Genomic DNA, 23,688 nt, shown 5'->3' with positions numbered 1-23,688 from the left:
GTAAAAGGAGAGCGACCTTGTCGGATAAAAAAGCACACAAGATCAGCAAAAAACATTACGAGAAAAAGCTAACCGAATTACAGACTGAGTTGGTCAAACTTCAAGAATGGGTCAAGCAAGAGCAGTTGAAAGTGGTTGTCATTTTTGAAGGGCGCGATGCCGCCGGTAAAGGCGGCGTGATTAAACGGATCACCGAAAAGCTCAATCCGCGTGTTTGTCGAGTCGTCGCGCTAGATAAGCCCACAGAGCGTGAACGCACACAGTGGTATTTTCAGCGTTACATTGAGCACCTACCCGCCGGTGGTGAAATTGTCTTGTTCGACCGTAGTTGGTATAACCGCGCCGGCGTCGAGCGAGTCATGGGCTTTTGCAGCGATGAAGAATATGAAGAGTTCCTTCGTACGTGCCCCGAGCTTGAGCGAATGTTGATCCGTTCTGGGATCATCTTAATTAAATACTGGTTCTCGGTATCGGACGAGGAGCAAGAAAACCGCTTCGCGGAGCGGATTAACACCCCAATAAAGCGTTGGAAATTCAGCCCCATGGATCTCGAGTCTCGTAGTCGTTGGGTGCAATACAGTGAAGCCAAAGACCGCATGTTTGCCTACACCGACACCAAAGAAAGCCCTTGGTGGGTGGTGGAAGCCGATAACAAAAAGCACGCTCGGCTCAATTGCATCGCTCACTTGCTCTCACAAATCCCTTACCAAGAAATTGACTACCCCGCAGTCACCCTCCCAGAAATCAATAAGGAAGGTTACGTGCGTATGCCTTTGCATGACCAGAGCTTTGTCCCAGACGCCGTCAGTGACTGGTTAGACGACGAGTAGCGATTATTTGAGGAGCTTTTCCAGCTCCTCTTTTTGAATGTGGCGAACGTCTTTGCCTTTGACAAAATAGATGATGTATTCACAAATGTTCTGACAGCGATCGCCCACTCGCTCAATGGCTCGGGCCGACCACATTACTTTCAGCACATTGGGAATCGAGCGTGGATCTTCCATCATGTAGGTCATCAGCTGTCGCAAAATCCCCTCGTATTCACGGTCCAACGAGTCATCTTTACGATAGACTTTCATTGCCGCATCAATATCCATGCGCGCAAAGGCGTCTAACACATCGTGCAGCATTTTAGCGGCGCGCTGACCCAAGGCTTCGAGTGATACCAAAAACGGCTGCTGAGAATAGCTCGAGTTGTCGAGAGCCATTTTAGCGATACTGTCAGCAACATCACCAATGCGCTCAAGATCAGTGATGGTCTTAATGATAGCCATCACCAGTCGCAGATCGCTCGCGGTGGGCTGACGTTTAGCAATGATGCGTGTACATGCCTCATCAATCGCCACTTCCATGCCATTCACTTTGTGATCTTCACGAATAACATGGCGCGCGAGCTCCACATCTTGATTGTGCATGGCGCGCAGCGCATCGGTTAGCTGACGCTCAACCAAGCCGCCCATTGCCAGCACGTGGGTGCGAATGGCTTCAAGCTCTGCGTTAAACTGACCAGAAATATGACGGCTAATATTGTGGTTATCCAAGGCCTGCTCCTTATCCGTAGCGCCCGGTGATGTAGTCTTCGGTTTGTTTGTTTTGTGGGGTGGTAAACAAGGTATCGGTATCCGCGTATTCCACCAAGCGTCCCATGTTAATAAACGCCGTTTGATCCGAGACCCGCGCCGCTTGTTGCATATTATGGGTAACAATCACCACTGTGTATTGATTCTTTAAATCATTAATCAGCTCTTCAATGGTCAAGGTTGAGATGGGATCCAACGCTGACGATGGCTCATCAAGCAGCAACACTTCAGGTTCAATCGCGATCGCCCGCGCGATCACCAGCCGTTGCTGTTGCCCACTGGACAACCCAAACGCATTGTCATTAAGGCGATCTTTCACCTCATCCCATAATGCCGCGCCACGCAATGAACGCTCGACGGCATCATCGAGTGTTCTAGGATCATTGATCCCTTGTAAACGCAGTCCAAAGATCACATTTTCATAGACAGATTTGGGGAAAGGGTTAGGACGCTGAAACACCATCCCCACTTGACGGCGTAATGCTGGTACATCCACGTCGCGGTGATAGATATTTTGCCCGTGTAGGGTGATCCCGCCTCGAACACGGCAACCATCCACCAAGTCATTCATCCGATTAATACAACGTAGCAATGTCGATTTACCACACCCAGACGGTCCGATAAACGCAGTGACCTTCCCTTTGGGAATACGCATACTGATATCAAACAGCGCTTGGGTCGACCCGTAGTAAAGGTTGAGATCCCGAATAGCTAACGCGGTTTGCTCGTCAGGCAAATTCCCCAAGTCTAAGCTAGGCGTGACACCTATGGGTGGCGTTATCGAAAACATCGAGCGGGATCCTTATCGTTATAATTCCAATGCGCGATACTTTTCACGCAAGTAATGACGAATACCAATCGCGGACAAATTGAGCGCCACGATCACAGACACAAGCAAAAACGACGTGGCGTATACCAAAGGACGCGCCGTTTCGATGTGCGCGCTTTGAAAGCCGACATCATAAATATGGTAGCCCAGATGCATGAACTTCCGCTCTAAGTGCAAAAACGGGAAGTTACCATCCACTGGCAAAGAGGGGGCGACCTTAACCACTCCCACCAACATTAAGGGCGCCACTTCTCCGGCTGCGCGCGCAACCGCTAAAATCAACCCGGTCATCATCGCAGGACTTGCCATCGGCAGGACCACCCGCCAGAGCATTTCTGATTGTGTCGCCCCAAGGGCAAACGCACCATGGCGAACACTGGTGGGGATCCGAGCCAACCCCTCTTCTGTAGACACAATCACCACAGGTAAGGTGAGGATCGCCAAGGTTAACGCCGACCAGAGAATACCTGGTGTCCCAAAAACCGGTGCCGGCTGCGCCGCTTGATAAAATACATCGTCAATGGTGCCACCGATAAAATAGACAAAAAAGCCCAACCCGAACACACCGTACACAATTGACGGTACCCCGGCGAGGTTAACCACGGCAATGCGAATAATACGCGTGAATGCCGTTTTCGGCGCGTATTCGTGAAGATATACCGCGGCGAGCACCCCTAACGGGGTGACAATCACTGACATCAATAGCACCAAGAAAACGGTGCCAAAAATCGCCGGAAAAACGCCCCCCGCCGCATTACTGTCTCGTGGAGATTCGGATAAAAAGGTCGCAACCTGGTAGCCCCAAAATTTAAGCTTATCAACGGCACTCATGGCGTTGGGATACCAAACATTAATCACATTTTGCAGAGGCAACGCCACGGCGTCACCGTGGCTATCTTCAACAACAAGCGCACCCGTTTGTTGTTTTTCTCGCAGCTGTTTGAGCTTTTTCTCTAACTGCTGGTATTGCGATAGCAGCTGAGAACGACGCTTATCAATTCGTTTTTTTTCTGCCGTGTTTAGCTGGCTATCTAATGAGAGGGACTTTTCCTCCAGCCGCAGCTGCTCCAGCTTATAGTTAACGCTCGCTAGGTGTACTTGCTCGATGTCATTGATCACCTCTCGACGCGCCGCTAAATCTTCCAGGCGTTGATAAAGTTCAGACAGCACTAATGCATGTTGGTGGCCGCCGGCGTCGACGTATGCTTGAGGCTTGCCGTAGAACATGCCATTTTCATTTCGCTCGATCATCGCCATTTCAACGGGTGTGTGCTGACTTTTTATCTGAAACGCCAGCAATTGACGAAAATCGATCCCTTCTTGCTCACGGTTACCGGTTTTTACCACCAAACGTTGGTAGCTGGGCTGGCGATAGGCTGGCAATACAACACCTGCATCTTTGAGCTGCGTCGCATCAACCTCATCGGTTCGGTATATTTGCCCGACCACGGTTTCTACTCCCTGCTCACTCTTCACTTCAAAGCTGGTGACCGGTGTCGGCCAGAAATAGCCTAAGCCTCGATAGCCGAGCAATAACAGCACCCCAAGAATCGCAATCAGACTGACGCTGACCATTCCGGCCGTCATCCAAACCCAAGGAGTGCCAGATTTTATCCATGGACGCATGCGCATTCTCATCTCGGTTAAAGGTTGCTGTATTTGTCACGCAAACGCTGACGGATCAGCTCTGCCAATGTGTTAAAGACAAACGTGAAGACAAAAAGAATAAAAGCGGTTAAAAACAGCACTCGATAATGGGAACTACCGACTTCAGACTCCGGCATTTCCACCGCAATATTGGCCGATAAGGTACGTAGCCCTTCGAGCAAATTCCAATCCATGATAGGCGTGTTACCGGTTGCCATCAGTACGATCATTGTTTCACCGACCGCGCGCCCAAGGCCCATCATCACGGCAGAAAAAATACCAGGGCTTGCGGTAAGCAACACCACCCGAATCAAGGTTTGCCAGTGTGTCGCCCCTAAGGCCAAGGCGCCGTTTTTAAGGTGAGGGGGCACAGAAAAAATCGCATCTTCGGCAATAGAGAAAATGGTTGGGACTACCGCAAATCCCATGGCGATACCCACCACCAGCGCATTGCGCTGATCATAGCCGATACCCAGTTCATGCGTCATAAACTGGCGCGCATCGCCCCCTAACCAGACCTGCTCTACCCATGGTCCAAGGTAAGCGGCTACTACGCCCACCATCAATAACGCCGGAATAATGACCACTATCTGCGCGTTATCAGGTAAGCGGCGTCGCACATATCTTGGGATCATGCGCCACATGCCGCTTAGCCCAAGTAAAATAATAGGGATGAGCAGGAGCAACAAAAAGACGCTAGCAATGTGCGACTCAACCCAGGGTGCCAGCCACAAACCGGCCAAAAAGCCAATAATGACGGTGGGTAATGCTTCAATCGTTTCCACCGTCGGCTTCACCCAGCGCCGGAGCCCGGATGACATAAAGTAAGCAGTGTATATGGCCGCGCCAATCGCCATCGGCACCGCAAAAATTAAAGAAACCAAAGCGACCTTTAAGGTACCAAAAATCACGGGTACCACACTGAGCTTGGCTTCAAAGCTGTCATCCGCAGAGGTCGATTGCCACACATACTGCGGAGACGAGTACCCTTCATACCACACTTTCTGCCATAGCGAGTGAATACTCACTTCTGGGTGAGGGTTGTCGACGGTCAACCATTGCCATTGATTGTCGACCACAGCAATCAGCCCATTTGCACGAGGCGTAAACGCCAAAGCGTCGGGCAGCGCGGTAAACTGAGCATCGAAATGGCGCTGTTTCTCACTGGTGGCATGCACTAGGCTAAGTCGTCCCGTTTCATCTACCGTCGCCAGACTTTTACGGTGACGCTCAGGTGCGAGACGTGCCACGCCCTCCCCCGGTGAAAACGCGCGCACTTCAGTTAACGATGGCTCACCATTTTTCACCACATCGAACCATTGTGTGACGGTGCCATCTTGGTGCTGAAGGAGCAAAGAGCGTCCCCCGGCTAGCATCGACATTTTCGTGACTGGGCTGGCGACCACATTGTCGAGATTAACCGTTTCGCGCAACGCTAAATCGTTCCCGTTTACGCGCCAAATCGCTAAACGATTTTGTTGATGCACAAACAAGCGCTGCCCGTCTCCTGATAACGCGATATGGTCAACGGCTTGCGAAAGAGGCACCATGCTTTTCTGCGTACCACGAAAAACCACCAAACGGTTATCCTGAGTGACAGCAGCCAGCACGGGCGGGATGGTTTGACCGTGTAAACTATCCGGCACCGCAACAGTCAGCTGGTTAAGCGGCTGCGCGCTCGCGTCCACGATCAACTCACGACCAAAGGCCGGCATAGTGGACAATTGAGGGACCACTGAGGCGTCAGCTTGGTATTGTGTACGAAAGCGTAATTGCCAAGCAGCTACGCGCCCAGGCGTCTTTTCCACCGCCAAAAATGGCGTAGATGCTTCGACGCGGCTTATCGCAGGCTTATCCATGCTGGATAGCGGCTGCTGTAATACCGTTTGCGCGCGGAGCACGGCGCTGGCTGTGGGAGTCTCAGACCGTTGCGGGCGTTTGGCAACCGTTAACACACCTCGATCATCCAAGCCATACACCAGTTGATTGCGCGTATCGGCACCAATGTATTGAGGCACGCCGGGAGTGGCTAAGGTAAAACGCTCACTCAAGCTCACACTCGCTTGGTGAAAAAGCGGTACCACCACCGTGAGTAAGTAGAAGAAAAGAAGCAGCAGGGTCACTAATACCATCACGCCACCAAGACGTACCGTTTGGCGAGTCAGTTTATCTTTAAAACGCCGCGCCGGTCTGGTGTCCGTTAATGATGGTGAAGAGTGGGTCATTCGTGCCTCTTTTTATTAAGCAAGCCCTGTATTGTATGTCATTACAATGACAATTTTGTGACAGCGAGACGCACGACGCCGCCTTTCAAAAACACGGCATCGCATCACTGTCGTCCAGTGTATCGTGAGTGGTCATCAACGCCTAGTCACGCTATCGCCACGCAATAAATATGCAACAAACGGGCTTTAGGCTTGCTCAAGTTGATATTGGGCACACTTTCGTGAGTTTAGCCTCCAGCAGCATAGACAACACCTTGACTGGCCTCAATAATTGCCTAAAGAATCGCCGTAAGGATCACGCATGAAGCACTTTGTTATCACATTAGTGGGCCCAGATCGCGCTGGCCTCGTTGATCAAATATCACACACGGTTTTCAATCATCACGGCAGCTGGCAAGCCAGCCGACTCAGTCAGCTAGCAGGGCAGTTTGCCGGCATCATTCACATTTCAGTGTCAGACACGTACGCTGATGCGCTGGTCCATGCGTTACGCGCGCTCGATGGTTTACAGTTGCTCATCACCGATGCGACGCCCGCCTCACCGTCTCCGATTACCCATACGTTGTCGGTAACAGGCAACGACAGGCGCGGCATTGTGCAAGCGCTCAGCCAGCTGCTCGCCGCTCATGGCGTCACCATCAACAAACTCAACACGCAAACACAAAGCGCCGCCAATACGGGCGGGCAAATTTTCACCGCAGATTTTTATTTAACGGTTCCGCCGGCGGCGGACATTAACGTATTGCATGAAGCCCTTGAAACGCTGTCAGACGACTTGATTGTCGATTTTGACAGCAATTTTATTCAGTAGAACAGGATTTTCTTACGCGTTATGACTTTAGACTCTTATCATGTCGACAAAGAACTTAGCTGGCTTTCTTTTAATGAACGTGTCCTGCAAGAGGCCGCGGACAAAAGTGTGCCTATTATTGAGCGAGTTCGGTTTTTAGGCATTTTTTCATCCAACCTTGACGAGTTTTATCAAGTACGGTTTGCCGACGTGAAACGGCGCATCATTATCGATGAAGAACGCGGAGTGGAAAGTCATGCCAAAGAGCTATTGAGCAAGATTCAAGCGAAAGTCGTCAAACTGAATCAAGATTTTGATCATCTTTACAACGATATCTTGCTCGAAATGGCACGCCGCCATATTTTTTTAGTTAACGAACGTCAACTCTCTGATCATCAAGCGCAGTGGCTAAAACGTTATTTTAGAAGCAATATTTTGCCTTACATCACGCCAATTATGCTTAACAAGGACGTCGATGTTTTAAGCTTTTTGAAAGATGCCTACTCTTACCTCGCCGTACAGCTGAAAAAAGAAGGGGAAGAGCCCAAGTATGCGCTGATAGAGATCCCAACTGATGAATTAGAACGCTTTGTTAAAGTTCCTGAGCCAAAAGGAAAACGGCAGCGAAAAACCATCATTTTACTCGATAACATTATCCGTTTGTGTTTAGACCAAATTTTTAGTGGTTTTTTCGACTACGATACTGTCGAAGCGTACGCGATGAAGATGACCCGCGATGCGGAATACGATCTGACCAATGAAGTGGAGCACAGCCTGCTTGAAAACATGTCAGAGAGCTTGGATCAGCGTTTAACCGCCCTACCGGTTCGGTTTGTTTATCAACGCGATATGCCACCGGAAATGGTGAGCAAATTGATTCAGGTATTAAAAATCTCCGACTACGACAGTGTCTTACCGGGTGCTCGCTATCACAACTTTCGTGATTTTATCGGCTTTCCGAACGTTGGACGTAAATACCTGGAAAACCCGCCTTTGCCACCGTTCGAATCGGCTGATTTTCAGCTACAAAACAATGCCTTCGATGCTATTCGCGAACGCGATATTCTACTTTATTATCCCTATCATACGTTCCGCCATATGACTGAACTGGTGCGTCAGGCGTCGTTTGATCCTAAAGTGCGTAGTATTCGGATTAACGTCTATCGTGTGGCGAAAAACTCTCGCATTATCAACTCGATGATTGATGCTGCCAACAACGGAAAACGCGTGACCGTCGTGGTCGAGCTGCAAGCACGTTTTGATGAAGAAGCCAACATCGAATGGTCACGGGTGCTCACGGATGCTGGCGTAAAAGTCGTGTTTGGCACGCCAGGGCTCAAAATTCACTCGAAACTGTGTTTAATTTCTCGTCGTGAAGACGGCGTGCTACGCGATTATGGCCATATCGGCACAGGTAACTTTCATGAAAAAACGGCGCGTATTTATACCGACTTCGCGCTGTTTACAGCGGATCAGCCATTGACGTCAGAAATCCGCAAAGTATTTGAGTTTATTGAAAACCCGTATCGTCCTGTAAAGTTCAACCACTTAATTGTCTCGCCACGTAACTCGCGGCGTCGTATGTATAAACTGATTGAGCGTGAAATTGAACATGCGCAGGCCAAGCGTAAGTCAGGTATTACGCTCAAGGTCAACAACCTAGTCGACAAAGGCCTAGTGAACCTGCTGTACAAAGCCAGCAATGAAGGGGTGAAAATTCGCATCATCGTACGCGGCATGTGCTCGCTAGTGCCTGGGGTTAAAGGGGTCAGTCAGAATATCAAAGCAATCAGCATTGTTGATCGCTTCTTAGAGCATCCCCGCGTGTTTGCCTTTGAAAACGGCGGTGAACGTGATATGTATATTTCGTCTGCCGATTGGATGACTCGCAACATCGATAACCGGATTGAAGTTGGGGCTCCCATTCGCGATCCCAGACTGAAAGATCGCATCATGGCCATCTTGGAGATTCAATTTTCCGATCGCGCGAAAGCCCGCGTTATCGATAAAGCCATGTCCAACGCCTACGTCAAACGGGGTAACAAGAAAAAGATCCGCTCTCAGACCGAGATCTATGATTACCTTAAGCACGCAGAGCGCCAGGAACTCAAAAACGCGGAAAAGTTGCAACATGACACACCCCCAGTCAAAGGATAAGCCGCGCGAAATCGCAGCGGTTGATCTCGGCTCTAACAGTTTTCATATGGTCGTCGCGCGCGTCGTTGGCGAAGGGTTACAGATAGTGAGTCGCCATAAACAACGTGTGCGACTGGCTGCAGGGTTGGATGATCAACATTGCCTCAGTGATGAGGCGATCAGCCGTGGTGTCGAGTGCTTAGCCATGTTCGCTGAACGGCTGAACGGCTTAGATATGGAGAATGTCCGTATCGCCGCCACCCACACCTTGCGCCAGGCCCGCAATGTCGACACCTTCATCAAGCGGGCAAGACAGGTTTTGCCCTACCCGATTGAAATTATTTCCGGGGAGGAAGAGGCGCGTCTTATTTACATGGGCGTCTCCCACACGCAGCAAAACGTTGGCCGGAAGTTAGTGATTGATATTGGGGGCGGCAGTACAGAATTAGTGATCGGGGATAACTTTGAGCCCGCACTGGTTAACAGTAAACGGGTTGGCTGCGTGAGTTATAACGAGCGTTTTTTCCCCAAAGGCAACATTACGCCTAAGCAATTTGCCGCCGCACAGCTGGCCACCCAACAAAAGCTAGAAAGCTTGGCTTCTCAATACCGTCAGGCTGGCTGGCAAGTGGCGCTCGGCGCGTCAGGCACCATCAAAGCGATTCGTGAAGTGATTATCGGCCTGGGTGATGAAGACGGCATTATCACCCGTAAGCGGTTAGATAACCTGATCGAAAAACTGCTGAAGTTTAAAACCAGTGACAGTATCGATTTACCGGGCTTGTCGGTCGACCGCCAACCGGTTTTCGTCGCAGGCGTGGCGATTCTTTCTGGGATCTTTGATGCGCTTGCCATCGAATCGATGCGCTTCTCTGATGGTGCGTTACGTGAAGGATTGCTCTATGAAATGGAAGACCGCTTTCAACGTACCGATATCCGTGGTCGTACGACGGATGATATGGCAGCACGCTACAACATCGACCTGAGTCACGCCCGTCGCGTGCAACATACAGCCGCGTATTTTTATGCGCAAGCCGAGCCGGATAAGGGTAGTAAGAAAGCAGAGCTCGCCGGGCTTTTGAATTGGGCTGCGCTGCTGCACGAAGTGGGGTTAAGCATTGGTTATCCTGGCTACCACAAGCATTCTGCGTATATTCTGCGCAACACCAATTTGCCTGGGTTTAACCAAGAGCAGCAAACCGTGCTAGCCACCCTCGCGCGCTTCCATCGTAAGGCGCTAAAACTCAATGAAATGCCTAAGTTTACCTTGTTTAAACCTAAGCTCATCGAGACGCTGATTTGCGCACTACGGTTAGCCTGTGTGTTGCACTCACAACGTAACGACGAGGCCTTGCCAGAGATTGCTCTCAGTGTCGACAAAAAAGGGGCATGGCAACTCACCTTCCCTACCGGGTGGCTGCAAGAGAACCGTTTGCTCGCGGCGGACTTGGAAGCAGAGCAGGCATACTGGCAGTCAGTAAACTGGGGGCTGACCTTTAGCGACTGAGAGCACGACAAGCGTTCGGTGGAGGCCGTCGTTTCCGCAACGCTGAGTCCCTAAACGTCTAAACCCTTAACGCGAGTCTTTTAGCGACGCATCCAGCCCTAATGCCTGTCTTTGCGCACGCACCGCTTGAGCCGGCAAGGGAATATAGCCTTGCTGACTCACCGCCTTCTGCCCTTGCGCCGACAAAATATAACGCATAAATGCCGATTCAAGTGGCGCCAGCGGCTGATTGGGTGCTTTATTGATATACAAATATAAATAACGGGTAAGGGGGTACTCACCCGTTCGAATCGCTGAAGGGGTGGGCTTTATCGCCTCTTTTCCTTGGTGTGAAATCGCCAGCATGCGCGCCCCTGACGCTTGATGGCCGATCCCTGCATACCCGATCGCATTCAGCGAAGAGGCCACCGACTGCACAACAGACGCCGAGCCGGGCTGCTCATTCACATCGGCTCGAAAATCCCCACGACACAACGCTGCTTGCTTAAAATAACCATAGGTACCGGATACCGAGTTACGGCCGAATAATTGCAAATCTCGGTTGGCCCAACGGCCTGATAAGCCCAATTGCCCCCAGGTTGCCACCGGTTTACTCGCCCCACACCAGAGGGTGCGAGAAAATACCGCATCCAACTGTTGAAAACTGATGGTGCGTAAAGGGTTGTCTTGGTGGACATAGACGGCCATCGCATCCACCGCAACGGGTACCGCGGTAGGAGGATAGCCAAAACGTGCTTGAAACGCATTTTCTTCACTGACCCGCATCGGACGACTCATGGGGCCAAGTTGTGCGGTCCCTTCCACCAGCGCGGGGGCGGCGGAGGCAGAGCCTGGCGTTTGTAGCTGTATATTCACCCCTGGATGTAGCCGTTTGAACCCGTCAGTCCAAGCGGCCATCATATTGGCTAGGGTGTCTGAGCCGACAGAGCTCAAGTTACCGGATATACCGCTGCTACGTTGATAATCAGGCAGCGTGTCGGCATGACTAAAGCCCGCCATGCTCACTAGCAGGCTGGCTGTGGCAATAAACCGCTTTAACATGCTAACCGCTCCGGTAAGGTAAAGGAGAACGTGCTCCCCACCCCGAGTTCACTTTGAATATCTAATTCCGCATCGTGATGACTTAACGCATGTTTTACGATCGCCAACCCTAAGCCACTGCCACCCGTTTCACGGGAGCGGGCTTTATCCACCCGATAAAAACGCTCAGTTAACCGATCCAGATGTTGCGGCGCGATCCCCTCACCACTGTCCTGTACTTCCAAGCGTGGGCCTTTGCTTGCGCGATACCAACGCACAGTGATCCCAGCTTTGGGCGGGGTGTGCTTTACTGCGTTATAAACTAGGTTGGAAATCGCACTGCGTAATTGATCGTCATTGCCTTTCACTTTAAGGCTGGTATCAACTTCAAACGTAAGTACATGCTCACTATCACCACTTAAGGCTTGGGCTTCTTTTTGTAGCACATCAAGCATGGCTGGCACATCCACATGATGATCCAGCTCAGGCTTGGCCGCTGCTTCAATTTTAGACAGGGTCAAAAGCTGTTCTACCAGTGACTCCATCCGAGACAATTGCTCGGTCATCACCCCATGTGCTTTCGGCCACATGGGGCCAACGACCATCTCCGGATCTTCAGTCATTTCTAAGTAGCCACGTAAAACCGTCATCGGCGTGCGTAGCTCGTGTGAAACATTGGCGAAAAAGTTGCGGCGCATCCCTTCCAGTTGCTTCAACTGAGTGATATCACGCACCACCATCAAATATTCGCCTTCCGCATAGGGCATAGTCCGGAACTCAAGTGTGCGCGCGCTATTGAGGTGAGAGCGCATCTCGAGCGGCACATCGTAATTGGCATCAGCAATATAACTGACGAATTCAGGGGCGCGGATAAGATTACTGATATGCTGGCCATTATCATCAGGCATACGCAAGCCGAGCAGTTCTTGAGCTAATTTGTTACACCAAACAATGGCACCGTCACGCTCAAAAACCACCACCGCATCCGGTAAAGACTCTGCCCCGTTACGAAAGCGACGAATCAGATTCGCCAGTTCCTTACGGCGACGACGATTACGCTTTTGTAAGCGATAAATCCCATTAAACAAAGGCTCCCAGGAGCCGGTGCCTGAGGGTGGCATTAGGCTTTTGTCTTTCCAAAGCCAATCCGACAGCTTGACTTGCTGATGCAGGTGCCAAAGCAGCATGGCAACGGTGGCGCCAAGCAATAGCCAAGGTAGGCCACCAAACAGCCAACCTATGATAAACCAAGGTAAATAAAAAAAAGCCAGCTCCCAGGCTAGCTTCTTCCAAGACAGTCGTTCAACCATTGCGTCTCCATGCAGCCTACACCTGATGTAGGCGGGATTTAACTACGTGTTGAGAAACGATATCCAGCGCCGCGCACGGTTTGTACCAGTTTAGCGTGTCCACCGGCTTCCAGCACTTTGCGCAAGCGACGAATATGCACATCCACCGTTCTATCTTCAACATAGACATTGGTGCCCCACACGTTATTGAGTAGCTGCTCGCGGCTATATACTCGCTCTTGATGGGTCATGAAAAAGTGCAGCAGCTTAAACTCGGTCGGCCCCATGTCTAGCGGATTATCATTGGCGGTCACTCGATGCGAGACAGGGTCAAGCTTCAACCCTTGTACTTCAATGACATCATCCAAGGTTGTCGGCGACACGCGGCGCATCACCGCTTTTAATCGCGCCACCAGCTCTTTCGGCGAGAAAGGTTTGGTGATGTAGTCATCGGCCCCTACTTCTAAGCCTCGCACTTTGTCTTCTTCTTCGCCCCTTGCGGTCAGCATTACCACGGGGATTTGTCGGGTTAACTCTTCCCGCTTTAAGTGCTTAATAAGATTGAGCCCCGATCCGCCAGGTAACATCCAATCCATCAGGATCATTTCTGGGTAAGGCTCGCATATTTGCGCCAGTGCCGAGTCGTAGTCTTCTGCCTCAACCGTTTGATAACCTTTTTGTTCAAGTACAAAACAAAGCATCTCGCGAATGGGGGCTTCGTCTTCAACAACGAGAATCCGTCTAACCATGATAATTACCTAGTGTTATCATTGAACTGGCGCCATTATGTGGATTTATTATGACATTTTTGTGACCCAGCGCGAGCTATTTTCCCCTTGTGTCGACAGGCTGTGACCTAGCCTACACCTTGCTGTGTCACTAATACACGGCTTGCGCCGCCACCTTGGCTATCTACACGGACTTGTGCGCCAATCCGCTCAACCAGTGTATTCACATGCGAAATCACCCCAATTTGTCGGCCATCCGCTTGCAGGGTATCCAGGCAGGCTAACGCCATTTCTAAGCTATCAGGGTCTAGGGTGCCGAAGCCCTCATCAATAAATAGAGAGCCAAGCTGGCGGGTATCTGCCGCTAAAGAGGCCAGTGCTAGCGCCAGCGAGAGCGAGACTAAAAAGCTCTCTCCGCCAGACAGTGATTCGACACTGCGCACCTCATCACCCATATCATGATCGACCACCTGCAACGCCAGCAAGCTATCCGGCACCGTTTGCAGTGCATAACGTGGTGACAATGACGCCAAGTGCTCATTGGCGATATCCACTAACTGAGACAAGGTTAAAGATTGGGCAAGATTTCGGAACTTCGCCCCGCTCGCGGAGCCAATCAGATCAGCCAATTTTAGCCATTGTTCCGTTTGATGCCGCTGCGCCTCTATTTTTTCAGTCAGTGAGCCGGCTTGGTGCTTGGCTTTTTCTGACTCAGTCAATTGGTGACGAAGCGTAAAGAGGCGCTGCTCCTGCTCCTCAAGCGCTTGCTGCCACTGTGACTGCTGTGCGCTGAGAGACGCACCATCATCAGGTAGCTGCTGTGCCACTATCCAAGCTTTGGTGTCTGCCATGGTTTGCTGACAATGAACAAGCTGTTGCTGACGCTCATCAAGGCGCGTTTTGGCTTCTTGATAACGCGACTCAACATCGCTGATTGCCTGTCGCTCATTGGCACGCCATACCTCGCTATACGACAGCGCGCCAATCAAATCATACTGATGAACACCGAGTTCCGGCTGCCATTGGATCCAACGTCTCACACTTGCGCGGTAGCGCTGATCCGCCTCACGCTGCTGGGTATCAAGCGTTTGCTGGCGCGCCTGCACACCAGCACGCTTTTCACTGGCCTGCGTGTAGGCTTGCTCGGCTTGGTTACGTTGTACGGCTTGTTCTTCAATGGCCGCTTTGTAGGCTCGCTCTAGCGCCTCCAGATCTGATTGCGGGATCAGCGCTTGGCGCGCGGCACTTTGCTGTTGATGCTCTTGTGCGAGGGTCACCAGTTGGGCTTGCCGGGCTTGAATATTTTCTGACAAGCTCTGGCACTGCTGCGAAAGCGAGGCGAGGTCGGTCTCTCTTTGTTGCTTGTGCTCAGCAAGCGCCGCTTTTTCGTCTTGCAGTGCCTGATAGGCTTGAATTTTTTGCTCCATCTGGCGGATATAATGCGCGGCGCCAACCTGTTGCAGGCTCGCCAGCCACTGTCCAGCGCCTAATTGCTGATCCAGCGATTGGCTGACTCGAGTCACTTGCGTCTGTTGCTGCTGCCATTGCTCATCAATCGCATTGAGCCGTGTCTCACACTCTGTCAGTGACTGGTCGAGTTGATGACGTCGAGCCACTAGCTGCTCACGTGCATGCTGGAGTTCGGCAATGGCCGTATCCATTTGCTGAATGTGGGCAAGCTGTTGTTGGCGCTCTGTCATCGCTTGATAACAGGCTTGATACTCGGCATAGGTTGGTTGCGCCTGTGCGTCAATCTCGCCGAGGATGTCACTGAGTGGACGCGATAAGTCGATGGTTTCATCCAGCTCAGCGATCGCAGCATGTACCTCTCGTTCGCATTGCTGTCGCTCAGCCTGCCAAACCGCTCCCTGCTCTTTTAACTCGGCACACGCGTGCTGGCTTTGCTGGTGCTGCCTTTGCCAGTAATAATACTCGGCGTGATGTTGGTTATACGATGCTTGCAAGGCGTCTACACGCGCCTGCTGCTGCGCGATCATGCCTTCAATCGCGGGGGCATGGTGCAGGTAGGGGTGTTCGGTGGCCCCACAGAGCGGGCAAGGATCCCCCTCGTGTAAAGTTTGGCGAAGATCATCAAGCTCGACCACCGCCATCGCCTGTTGGAGGCTATTTTGTGCTTCTTCGACCTGAGCCTGCTCACGGGTCAGCGTGTCTTTCAAATGCGCTAACTGGGTTTGGCTGTCTGCAAACAGTGCTTGATGTTTTTCCAGCTCCGCTTGGTTATGCTGACAGCGCTCTTGCCAATACTGCCAGTTTTTTCCCTCATTGAGCACCGCTTCTTGCTGCTGCTTTTGCGTGTGCAGTTTGCTATACCGCACCTGATCCGCGTCTTGATTTGCCTGCAGCGCCTCAGGCTCTAACGCTTGTCGCTTGGCTTTCAGCTGCCCACTGCTGTCATCAACTTGGGCAATGTCTTTGTCCAACTTGTCACGTTGCGGCTGCCAGTGTTGCTGCTGATGATAACGGGCTTGATACTCTTCTTGCAGCGCAGAGAGTGTATCTTGGCAATCGAGGTACTGGCGCAGGTTATCAAACACAGGTTGATAGTGTTCCGCCACATGAGAAAAGTCACCATAACGGGCGATTTCTTTTTCTATCGCCGCCTCACGTTGTTGCTGTTGTTCGGCTTGCGCACGCGCTTGCGCAAAAGACTGTTGGGCTTGTCGATACTTTTGCTGTTGCTCATTCAGCGCTAGGTTTTGCTCATGCATTTGCCGTTCAATGCCAGACAGTTGGGTATCTATCTGTTGCGCTTGCCGTACTTTAGGCTCAAGCTCCGCCCAGCTTTGCTCGGCCTCCGCCACTGCCCGATTAGCGTCGCGCCAACGTTCAGCCTCTTGTTCATACGCTTGGGCTATACGACGTTCTTCACGCGCGAGCTGATGGCGTTCGAGTGTGAGCGCCTGGCGTTGCCATTGGGTGGTCTGCACCGCTTGCCAATCGTCCCGAGCTACTTGGACACGCTCTATCTCGTCCAACGCGTCACGCCGGGCGGCAATGCTCTCTCGCGCTTCACTCGCTTCATCGAGCGCCTGCTGAGCCGTCTCAACGCCCTGCTGCGCTTGCGCAAAATGCGTGTGTTGTTGGCGATAGTCATTGAGTTTTCGGAGCTGAGTGTGTAAATCGTGAATGTGCTGCTGGCATTGCGTCTGCTCTTGATGCAATTGCTGTTCTTCGTCATCCGTGAGTAACTGAATATCGCCCAACTGTTGGGTCAGTTGATCCAGTGCTTGCTTTTCATCACGTGCCCGCTCGTGCGCCATTTGCGACAGCCGGCTATATATTTCAGTGCCTGTCATGCGCTCAAGCAAGGCCGCTCTATCATCTGCAGACGCTTTTAAGAAAGCGGCAAAATCCCCTTGCGGTAACATCACCGCACGGCGGAACTGTTCATAGCTCAGTCCCACTAAGCGCTCTATTTCACTGAGTACTTCCTGTTTTTTACCGGCGATACGTTGGCCTGTGGCGAGGTTCTCCAACCAATGCTCGCTCGCCTGTATACGGCCGTCCGCCTTACCGCGCGCACGGCGCACCGACCAATGCGCACGCCAACGGCTGCCATCATAGGCGACAAAATCCACTTCCGCGTACCCCTCGCCTTTACCACGCGATAAGATACTGCGCACATCATTGGCTTTAACCCGAGTGGTCGGGTCGCCCAAGCCAATATCCGCATCATGCTTTTTATTGGACTGAAAGCGCGGGATCTTGTCGTAAAGCGCCAAGCAAATCGCATCCAAAAGCGTCGACTTTCCCGCGCCCGTTTTGCCTGTGATCGCAAACAAGCCACTGTCACCCAGCGGTCCTTGTGAAAAGTCCAATGCAAACGGATGTTGAATGCTGGCCAAATTCTCGCCACGTAATGCCAGGATTTTCATCGTTTATTGATCCTCGTCCTGTTCCAGTTGCTCCAATAACTGAGAAAACGTTGCTGATAACGCCGTATCAGGTTCACCTTGATACTTTTGCTGCCAACCATGGCGAAGCACCTGATAGGGCTCGACCTCCGAGAGACGTTGCTGTCGAAAGCCACTTGTTTGTGGTTGCTCGCGATAATGCGGTGTGATTTTGGCAAGCCGCACAGGTTTACCATCCAAGGCCGCTAGAATTTTTTCCCTGAGCATCGGCTGGGGTTTATCTAACAAAACAGGGACATCAAGCAAAGGTTGCTGCGACAGCGGTAAAGGCTCAAGCGTGAGTCCCGCCAGTGCGTCGAGTACTGTTTCCAACGGTGAGGGCTGTTCCGGAACCCGCCATAAATCAACGGCACGCGGCACATAATGTGGGATCACACTTTGTAGCTGATTGTCTTCAAGCGTTACCGCTAACACTTGGTGCCGATAGTGGCGTTCGGATAACGACAAAGGGATGGGCGATCCGCAATAACGAATCCGTGTTTGCTTTGCCACTTGCTGAGCTAAATGCAAATGTCCAAGCGCGACATAGGCAATATCCTCACTGAAAATATCCGCCGGCAGCGCATGCTGATTCCCCCCAAGAATGCGCCGCTCTGACATTTCTGACAACTCACCACTGGCCATATACACATGGCCCATCGCTATCAATGCCTGATCAGCGCGCGCGTTTTCACGCCCAGCTTGCTCCGTTTGCTGATAAATACTTCGCACTCCCTCAATAAGCCGATCATCCTTTTCATCGAGTCCTTCTGTACGCAAATCACCACTTCGCAAAAAAGGCACCGCCAATACCCAAGCCGCGACGTCGCCTGACTTATCGGTAATAGGCACTCGCATACGTTCTGTATCTAGGTGACCGTCACTGTCACGGGCAATGGCACCAATTAAGTGTAAATCAAAGGCTTTCAGTAGCTCGTGTGGGGCGTCGAGTTTGCTAGGTGAGTCATGGTTCCCGCCGGTGATCACCACATTTAAGTGTGGCAGTGCTTTGGCAACATCAGCCAAAAAACGATACAGCATTCGCCAAGCGCTAGCGGGTGGGTTGGCGCTGTCAAACACATCTCCCGCCACCAATAAGGCATCGGCTTGCTCATCAATGAGGCATTGTTTAAGCCAATCGAGAAAGGCTTGATGTTCATATTGGCGATCATAGCCATGTAGCTGATGACCAAGGTGCCAATCGGAGGTATGAATGATCTTTAACACAACTGAGGTAATCCGTTCATTGAGGAAGCTGGGCAAGTTTGTCTCGCTGAAGTCGCGAGCAGGGTTAAATTCTACGCTAATTGCAGCGACATTCGAGAGTGAATGCAATACCATGTTGCCTTTCTCACAACAGGATGGATAAAGCCTCGCCATGATTTGGTTTAAGAATTTACTCGTCTATCGTCTTACCCGTGATATTCCCCTCGATCCAACACAACTGGAAAGCCAGCTGAGGGAGTTCGACTTTACCCCTTGTGGCAGCCAGGACATGCAAAAGTTTGGCTGGGACAATGCACTGGGTAAGCATGGCGATATGCTCACGCATGTCAGCGGTAACAATATCCTGATCCGCGCTCGCAAAGAAGAAAAGTTGCTTCCCGCGTCGGTGATCAAAGACGCCTTGGAAGAGAAAGTTGACGCCATGGAGCAAGCCCAAGGGCAACGCCTGAAAAAGCGCGAGAAAGATAGCCTAAAAGACGATGTGGTCATGGAGCTCTTACCACGTGCCTTCACGCGTCAAAGTCAGATGTGCGCTTTGATTATGGCGGATAAAGGTTTGGTGTTAGTTGATGCCGCCAGTATCAAAAAAGGCGAAGAGTTGCTCGCCCTTCTACGAAAATCCATCGGCAGCTTACCCGTCGTTCCCGTTGAAACCGAGACCCCAGCAGAGCATGCAATGACCGAGTGGGTCAAGCAAGGCCAAGCGCCGCAAGGCTTTCACCTCGGTGATGAAGCAGAACTCAAAGCACTGCTGGAAGAAGGTGGGGTGATCAAATGTAAACAGCAAGATCTCACCAGTGATGAAATTCAGGCGCACCTGGAGGCAGACAAGCAAGTCACCAAGTTGTCCATGGACTGGCAAGAACAAGTCGACTTCATATTGGGCGATGATTTAAGCGTGAAGCGACTGAAATTCTCCGAGGAAATTCGCGATCAAAACGCTGACATCGACCGAGAAGATGTCGCAGCCCGCCTTGATGCCGACTTATCGCTGATGTGCGGCGAGCTCGACACCCTTCTAGATGGCTTATTCACCGCGTTAGGCGGTTTAAAAACCGACTAACTAATCCCCACAAAGATTAGGTAAATTCGGCTGGTAGTGTGGGTAATGTCACAGTAAAATGGCGCCCACACTCACCTTCAACGTGAAGGTGCCTGACTTATACTCAGACTCAAGCTTGGAATTATGTTTACGCCAGAATTACTCTCTCCCGCCGGTAGCCTAAAGAATATGCGCTACGCGTTCGCCTATGGGGCCGACGCCGTGTATGCCGGCCAGCCACGCTATAGCCTGCGTGTGCGCAACAATGAATTTAACCACGACAACTTGAAAATAGGCATTGACGAAGCCCATGCGCAGGGTAAGAAGTTCTACGTGGTCTGTAACATTCAGCCGCACAACGCCAAGCTAAAAACCTTTATTCGCGATCTAAAGCCAATTATCGATATGGGCCCTGACGCGCTGATCATGTCCGATCCTGGCTTGATTATGATGGTACGTGAGCACTTCCCTGATATGGCAATCCACCTTTCCGTGCAAGCCAACGCGATTAACTGGGCGACCGTCAAGTTTTGGCAGCAGCAAGGGATTGAACGTGTGATCTTATCGCGTGAACTATCACTGGAAGAGATCGAAGACATCCGCCAACACTGCCCTGAAATGGAGCTTGAGGTGTTTGTTCACGGCGCGCTATGTATGGCGTATTCTGGCCGTTGTCTGTTGTCAGGCTATATTAATAAGCGTGATCCAAACCAAGGCACCTGTACCAACGCCTGCCGTTGGGACTACAAAGTGCATAAAGGCAAAGAAGACGACGCAGGCCAAGTCGTACAAGTTCAAGAAGTGACCCCAACCCTGGGTAAAGGCGAGCCAGTTGATGATGTCGTGTTGCTTGAAGAAGGCGGACGCCCGGGTGAGTTGATGGCCGCGTACGAAGATGAGCACGGCACCTACATCATGAACTCAAAAGACTTGCGCGCCATTCAGCACGTTGAACGCTTGACCCAAATGGGCGTGCACTCGCTAAAAATCGAAGGTCGCACTAAGTCTTTCTATTACTGCGCACGCACCGCACAGGTGTATCGACAAGCAATTGATGATGCCGTGGCCGGTAAACCGTTCGATGAGAGCCTGATGAATACCCTCGAGAACCTTGCACACCGAGGCTACACCGAAGGCTTTTTGCGTCGTCATACCCACGATAGCTACCAAAACTATGACTACGGCTATTCGATTTCTGAACAGCAGCAATTTGTCGGCGAATTCACTGGCAAGCGCCGTGGCGATCTGGCTGAAGTGGAAGTGAAAAACAAATTTATGCTCGGTGACAGCCTTGAGCTGATGACACCGCGAGGCAATGTCCATTTCACCCTAGAAGCGATGGAAAACCGTAAGTCAGAAACCATCACTGATGCCAAAGGTAGCGGCCACTTCGTATTTATTCCTGTGCCAGAAGATATGGATCTAGAGTACGCGCTACTGATGCGTAACCTGCAATCAGGACAAGATACACGTAACCCATCGGGTAAGTAATATGGCACTACTCATCACCGATAAATGCATAAACTGCGATATGTGTGAGCCCGAGTGTCCCAACGGGGCCATCTCGATGGGTTCCGAGATCTTTGAGATCGAGCCAGATTTATGTACCGAGTGTAAAGGCCATTACGACAAGCCAACGTGTCAGTCTGTCTGCCCTATCTCCAAATGCATTATCACCGATCCCGATAATGTCGAGACAGAGGATCAGCTCTTAGAAAAATTTGTGGTCATCCAAGGGATGGTGTAACCCTCCCCAAAAAACTGGTCATTAGCAATTAGAGTTTTTCCGTTTACACTGAAACAAACGGAGAACGCATGATGAAAAAATCACGCTACACAGAAACACAAATCGTAAAGATCTTGAAGGAAGTCGAAGCAGGCCGAAAGGTCAACGAAGTCTGTCGTGAATATGGCATCTCTGATGCGACATACTACAACTGGAAGTCCAAGTATGGTGGGATGGAAGCGTCAGATGTTAAACGGCTTAAAGAGCTTGAGGATGAGAACCGGAGGCTCAAGCAAATGTTTGCCGACCTAAGCCTTGAACACCGTATCGTTAAAGATATTCTGGAAAAAAAGCTGTAGAGCCAGCGGTTAAGCGCGAGCTTGTCGATTACGCTCGCAAACACTATCAGGTCAGTTTGCGAATGGCCTGCCGCGTAGTTGGCATTAGCGACTCAGTCTATCGTTACCGACCAGATCTGCATCGAGATGATGAGGTTATCGCGAAGTTGCAGGACGCAGCAGAGCGTTATCCTGCATACGGTTTTGGCAAATTATTTAAAGTACTTAGGCGCTGGGGACACCGATGGAATCATAAACGAGTCCATCGAGTGTACTGTTCGCTCAAGCTAAACCTACGGCGCAAGGGAAAAAAGCGCCTACCTAAACGAAATCCAGCACCACTGGTATGTCCAGAGTCGATCAACAGTTGCTGGTCTATCGATTTCATGAGTGACTCTTTGCTCTGCGGCAGGCGCTTTCGTACGTTCAATGTCGTGGACGATTTCAACCGTGAGGTACTAGCGATTGAAGTAGATCTCAATCTGCCAGCACCACGCATCATAAGGGTGCTAGAACGCATTATTGCCTGGCGAGGGTACCCCAGTAAGCTGCGCATGGATAATGGCCCTGAATTTATCTCGACCACTCTGGCTGAATGGGCGGAAGAGAACGCAGTTGAGTTGGAATTTATTCGTCCAGGTAAACCAACGGAGAACTCCTATATAGAGCGATTTAACCGAACTTATCGGACAGAAATACTCAACATGTACGTGTTTAAAACCTTGAGCGAAGTCCGCGACCTGACAGAAAACTGGATGAAGGAATACAACGATGAACGCCCTCATGACTCACTCGATGATCTGACTCCTTGGGAGTATTTAGCAAGGCATGAAAGTAGGAAAAACTCTAATTTAGAGTGCCACTAAAACAGGGAGGGTTACAATGGCCTAAGCCATTAAAAGCGCCGCAAGGCGCTTTTTTTATGTCTATATCAATCTACTCTACAACAGTGAACTAACGCTAAGCGCTTAACAGTAATACATGGCAGTCTCAAATGAAGGGGTTGCGTTCAGGCGCTCAGGCTCACACATATCGCAATTGGTACCCTAGGGTTCTGCTTTTAACATAAGCAGGCTATTTACTCCGGGCCTAAACGCAAAAAACCCCAGCTTTTCAGCTAGGGTTTCTAAGTAGTGGCGGAGTGGACGGGACTCGAACCCGCGACCCCCGGCGTGACAGGCCGGTATTCTAACCAACTGAACTACCACTCCGCACCAATTCTGTCTCATCAAAGTCTTACATCTATTTGCTTTGATGATTAAATCTGTTTTTGCCTTCAGATTTTTCCAAAAATCCGAAAACAAGAAAGCAAGCCTGGCGATGTCCTACTCTCACATGGGGAGACCCCACACTACCATCGGCGCTGCTTCGTTTCACTACTGAGTTCGGCATGGAGTCAGGTGGGTCCAAAGCGCTATGGTCGCCAAGCAAAATTTTGTCTGGAACAAAATTTAACGCACTTTAGTGCGGCCCGTCAGGGTCAAATACAAGGATGTATTTGATAAATTCGTTCCTAAATCTAGAAAGCTGTTCGTTCTCGCCACAATCAACTGGCTTTATTTGAGTCCAACCCAAAACCTCTTGGGTGTTGTATGGTTAAGCCTCACGGGCAATTAGTACAGGTTAGCTCAACGCCTCACAGCGCTTACACACCCTGCCTATCAACGTTCTAGTCTAGAACAACCCTTTA

Annotated in this window: 17 protein-coding genes, 1 tRNA gene and 2 rRNA genes; 8 read left to right on the top strand and 12 right to left on the bottom strand. The window is 50.9% G+C overall.

Annotated features, from left to right (window positions below; all coding sequences use genetic code 11):
• The first annotated feature begins 17 nt into the window (after positions 1-17).
• Positions 18-830, top strand: coding sequence for a polyphosphate kinase 2 (gene ppk2 / locus EHW56_RS11950; protein WP_152799813.1), 813 nt, complete (start codon positions 18-20; stop codon positions 828-830).
• A 3-nt stretch (positions 831-833) separates the two neighbouring features.
• On the opposite strand, the gene phoU is transcribed toward ppk2, so the two are convergent.
• From phoU to EHW56_RS11930, 4 genes are read right to left on the bottom strand one after another with little or no spacing between them, the layout of a single operon-like run.
• Positions 834-1,541 (bottom strand): phosphate signaling complex protein PhoU, encoded by a 708-nt coding sequence (gene phoU, locus EHW56_RS11945; RefSeq protein ID WP_046075027.1) that lies wholly within the window; start codon positions 1,539-1,541, stop codon positions 834-836.
• Positions 1,542-1,551: 10 nt separating this feature from the next.
• Positions 1,552-2,370 carry a phosphate ABC transporter ATP-binding protein PstB gene (pstB, locus tag EHW56_RS11940; protein WP_046075028.1) on the bottom strand — a complete coding sequence of 273 codons (819 nt, stop codon included), beginning with the start codon at positions 2,368-2,370 and terminating at the stop codon, positions 1,552-1,554.
• 18 nt (positions 2,371-2,388) lie between these two features.
• Entirely contained in the window at positions 2,389-4,035 is a 1,647-nt protein-coding gene (gene pstA, locus EHW56_RS11935; protein WP_152799814.1) for a phosphate ABC transporter permease PstA, read from the bottom strand.
• Positions 4,036-4,052: 17 nt separating this feature from the next.
• Positions 4,053-6,281 carry an ABC transporter permease subunit gene (locus EHW56_RS11930; RefSeq protein WP_152799818.1) on the bottom strand — a complete coding sequence of 743 codons (2,229 nt, stop codon included), beginning with the start codon at positions 6,279-6,281 and terminating at the stop codon, positions 4,053-4,055.
• A gap of 301 nt (positions 6,282-6,582) precedes the next feature.
• Between EHW56_RS11930 and EHW56_RS11925 the strand changes: the two genes are divergently transcribed.
• The 3 genes from EHW56_RS11925 to ppx are packed head-to-tail and all read left to right on the top strand — an operon-like array spanning position 6,583 to position 10,714.
• The gene (locus tag EHW56_RS11925; protein ID WP_077579571.1) at positions 6,583-7,092 is read left to right on the top strand and encodes a glycine cleavage system protein R; all 510 of its coding nucleotides are present in this window, start codon (positions 6,583-6,585) and stop codon (positions 7,090-7,092) included.
• Positions 7,093-7,113: 21 nt separating this feature from the next.
• Complete coding sequence (gene ppk1 / locus EHW56_RS11920; RefSeq protein WP_152799820.1) at positions 7,114-9,228, top strand: polyphosphate kinase 1; 2,115 nt, start codon at positions 7,114-7,116, stop codon at positions 9,226-9,228.
• Positions 9,203-10,714, top strand: coding sequence for an exopolyphosphatase (gene ppx / locus EHW56_RS11915; protein WP_152799822.1), 1,512 nt, complete (start codon positions 9,203-9,205; stop codon positions 10,712-10,714). The genes ppk1 and ppx overlap by 26 nt, the downstream gene beginning before the upstream one ends.
• Before the next feature lie 66 nt (positions 10,715-10,780).
• Here ppx and EHW56_RS11910 read toward each other — a convergent pair whose 3' ends face one another.
• From EHW56_RS11910 to EHW56_RS11890, 5 genes are all read right to left on the bottom strand, one after another.
• On the bottom strand, positions 10,781-11,755 hold the full coding sequence (locus EHW56_RS11910) for a PstS family phosphate ABC transporter substrate-binding protein (RefSeq protein ID WP_077579568.1): 975 nt from the start codon (positions 11,753-11,755) through the stop codon (positions 10,781-10,783).
• Positions 11,749-13,044, bottom strand: coding sequence for a phosphate regulon sensor histidine kinase PhoR (phoR, locus tag EHW56_RS11905; RefSeq protein WP_077579567.1), 1,296 nt, complete (start codon positions 13,042-13,044; stop codon positions 11,749-11,751). Before phoR ends, EHW56_RS11910 begins: the two co-directional genes overlap by 7 nt.
• Positions 13,045-13,082: 38 nt before the next feature.
• Complete coding sequence (gene phoB / locus EHW56_RS11900) at positions 13,083-13,772, bottom strand: phosphate regulon transcriptional regulator PhoB (protein WP_046075035.1); 690 nt, start codon at positions 13,770-13,772, stop codon at positions 13,083-13,085.
• Between the two features lie 107 nt (positions 13,773-13,879).
• Positions 13,880-17,647, bottom strand: a complete 3,768-nt coding sequence (locus EHW56_RS11895) for an AAA family ATPase (RefSeq protein ID WP_152799824.1) — start codon at positions 17,645-17,647, stop codon at positions 13,880-13,882.
• A gap of 3 nt (positions 17,648-17,650) precedes the next feature.
• On the bottom strand, positions 17,651-19,006 hold the full coding sequence (locus EHW56_RS11890; RefSeq protein ID WP_077579565.1) for an exonuclease SbcCD subunit D C-terminal domain-containing protein: 1,356 nt from the start codon (positions 19,004-19,006) through the stop codon (positions 17,651-17,653).
• Between the two features lie 40 nt (positions 19,007-19,046).
• Here EHW56_RS11890 and rdgC point away from each other — a divergent pair, with 40 nt between their 5' ends.
• From rdgC to EHW56_RS11870, 4 genes are all read left to right on the top strand, one after another.
• Positions 19,047-19,955 (top strand): recombination-associated protein RdgC, encoded by a 909-nt coding sequence (rdgC, locus tag EHW56_RS11885; protein WP_172970039.1) that lies wholly within the window; start codon positions 19,047-19,049, stop codon positions 19,953-19,955.
• A 123-nt stretch (positions 19,956-20,078) separates the two neighbouring features.
• Positions 20,079-21,425: a tRNA 5-hydroxyuridine modification protein YegQ gene (gene yegQ / locus EHW56_RS11880; RefSeq protein ID WP_077667228.1), complete on the top strand. Its 1,347-nt coding sequence runs from the start codon at positions 20,079-20,081 to the stop codon at positions 21,423-21,425.
• A 1-nt stretch (position 21,426) separates the two neighbouring features.
• Entirely contained in the window at positions 21,427-21,681 is a 255-nt protein-coding gene (locus tag EHW56_RS11875) for a YfhL family 4Fe-4S dicluster ferredoxin (protein WP_152799826.1), read from the top strand.
• A gap of 71 nt (positions 21,682-21,752) precedes the next feature.
• Positions 21,753-22,864, top strand: a protein-coding gene (locus EHW56_RS11870) for an IS3 family transposase (protein WP_304610642.1) whose coding sequence is annotated in 2 segments (ribosomal slippage) — positions 21,753-22,005 and positions 22,005-22,864 — 1,113 coding nt in all. Because the reading frame shifts where the segments join, the coding sequence is not laid out codon by codon here.
• A gap of 268 nt (positions 22,865-23,132) precedes the next feature.
• On the opposite strand, the gene EHW56_RS11865 is transcribed toward EHW56_RS11870, so the two are convergent.
• The 3 genes from EHW56_RS11865 to EHW56_RS11855 all read right to left on the bottom strand — a co-directional run.
• Positions 23,133-23,209: transfer RNA gene (locus EHW56_RS11865), tRNA-Asp, on the bottom strand.
• Between the two features lie 101 nt (positions 23,210-23,310).
• Positions 23,311-23,426: ribosomal RNA gene (gene rrf / locus EHW56_RS11860) — 5S ribosomal RNA — on the bottom strand.
• Positions 23,427-23,590: 164 nt separating this feature from the next.
• Positions 23,591-23,688 (bottom strand): 23S ribosomal RNA (locus EHW56_RS11855); the annotation flags it as partial.

This window comes from Salinivibrio sp. VGrn1 (assembly GCF_009377995.1).
Lineage (GTDB): Bacteria > Pseudomonadota > Gammaproteobacteria > Enterobacterales > Vibrionaceae > Salinivibrio > Salinivibrio siamensis.
This window is presented reverse-complemented; position numbering and strand designations above follow the sequence as displayed.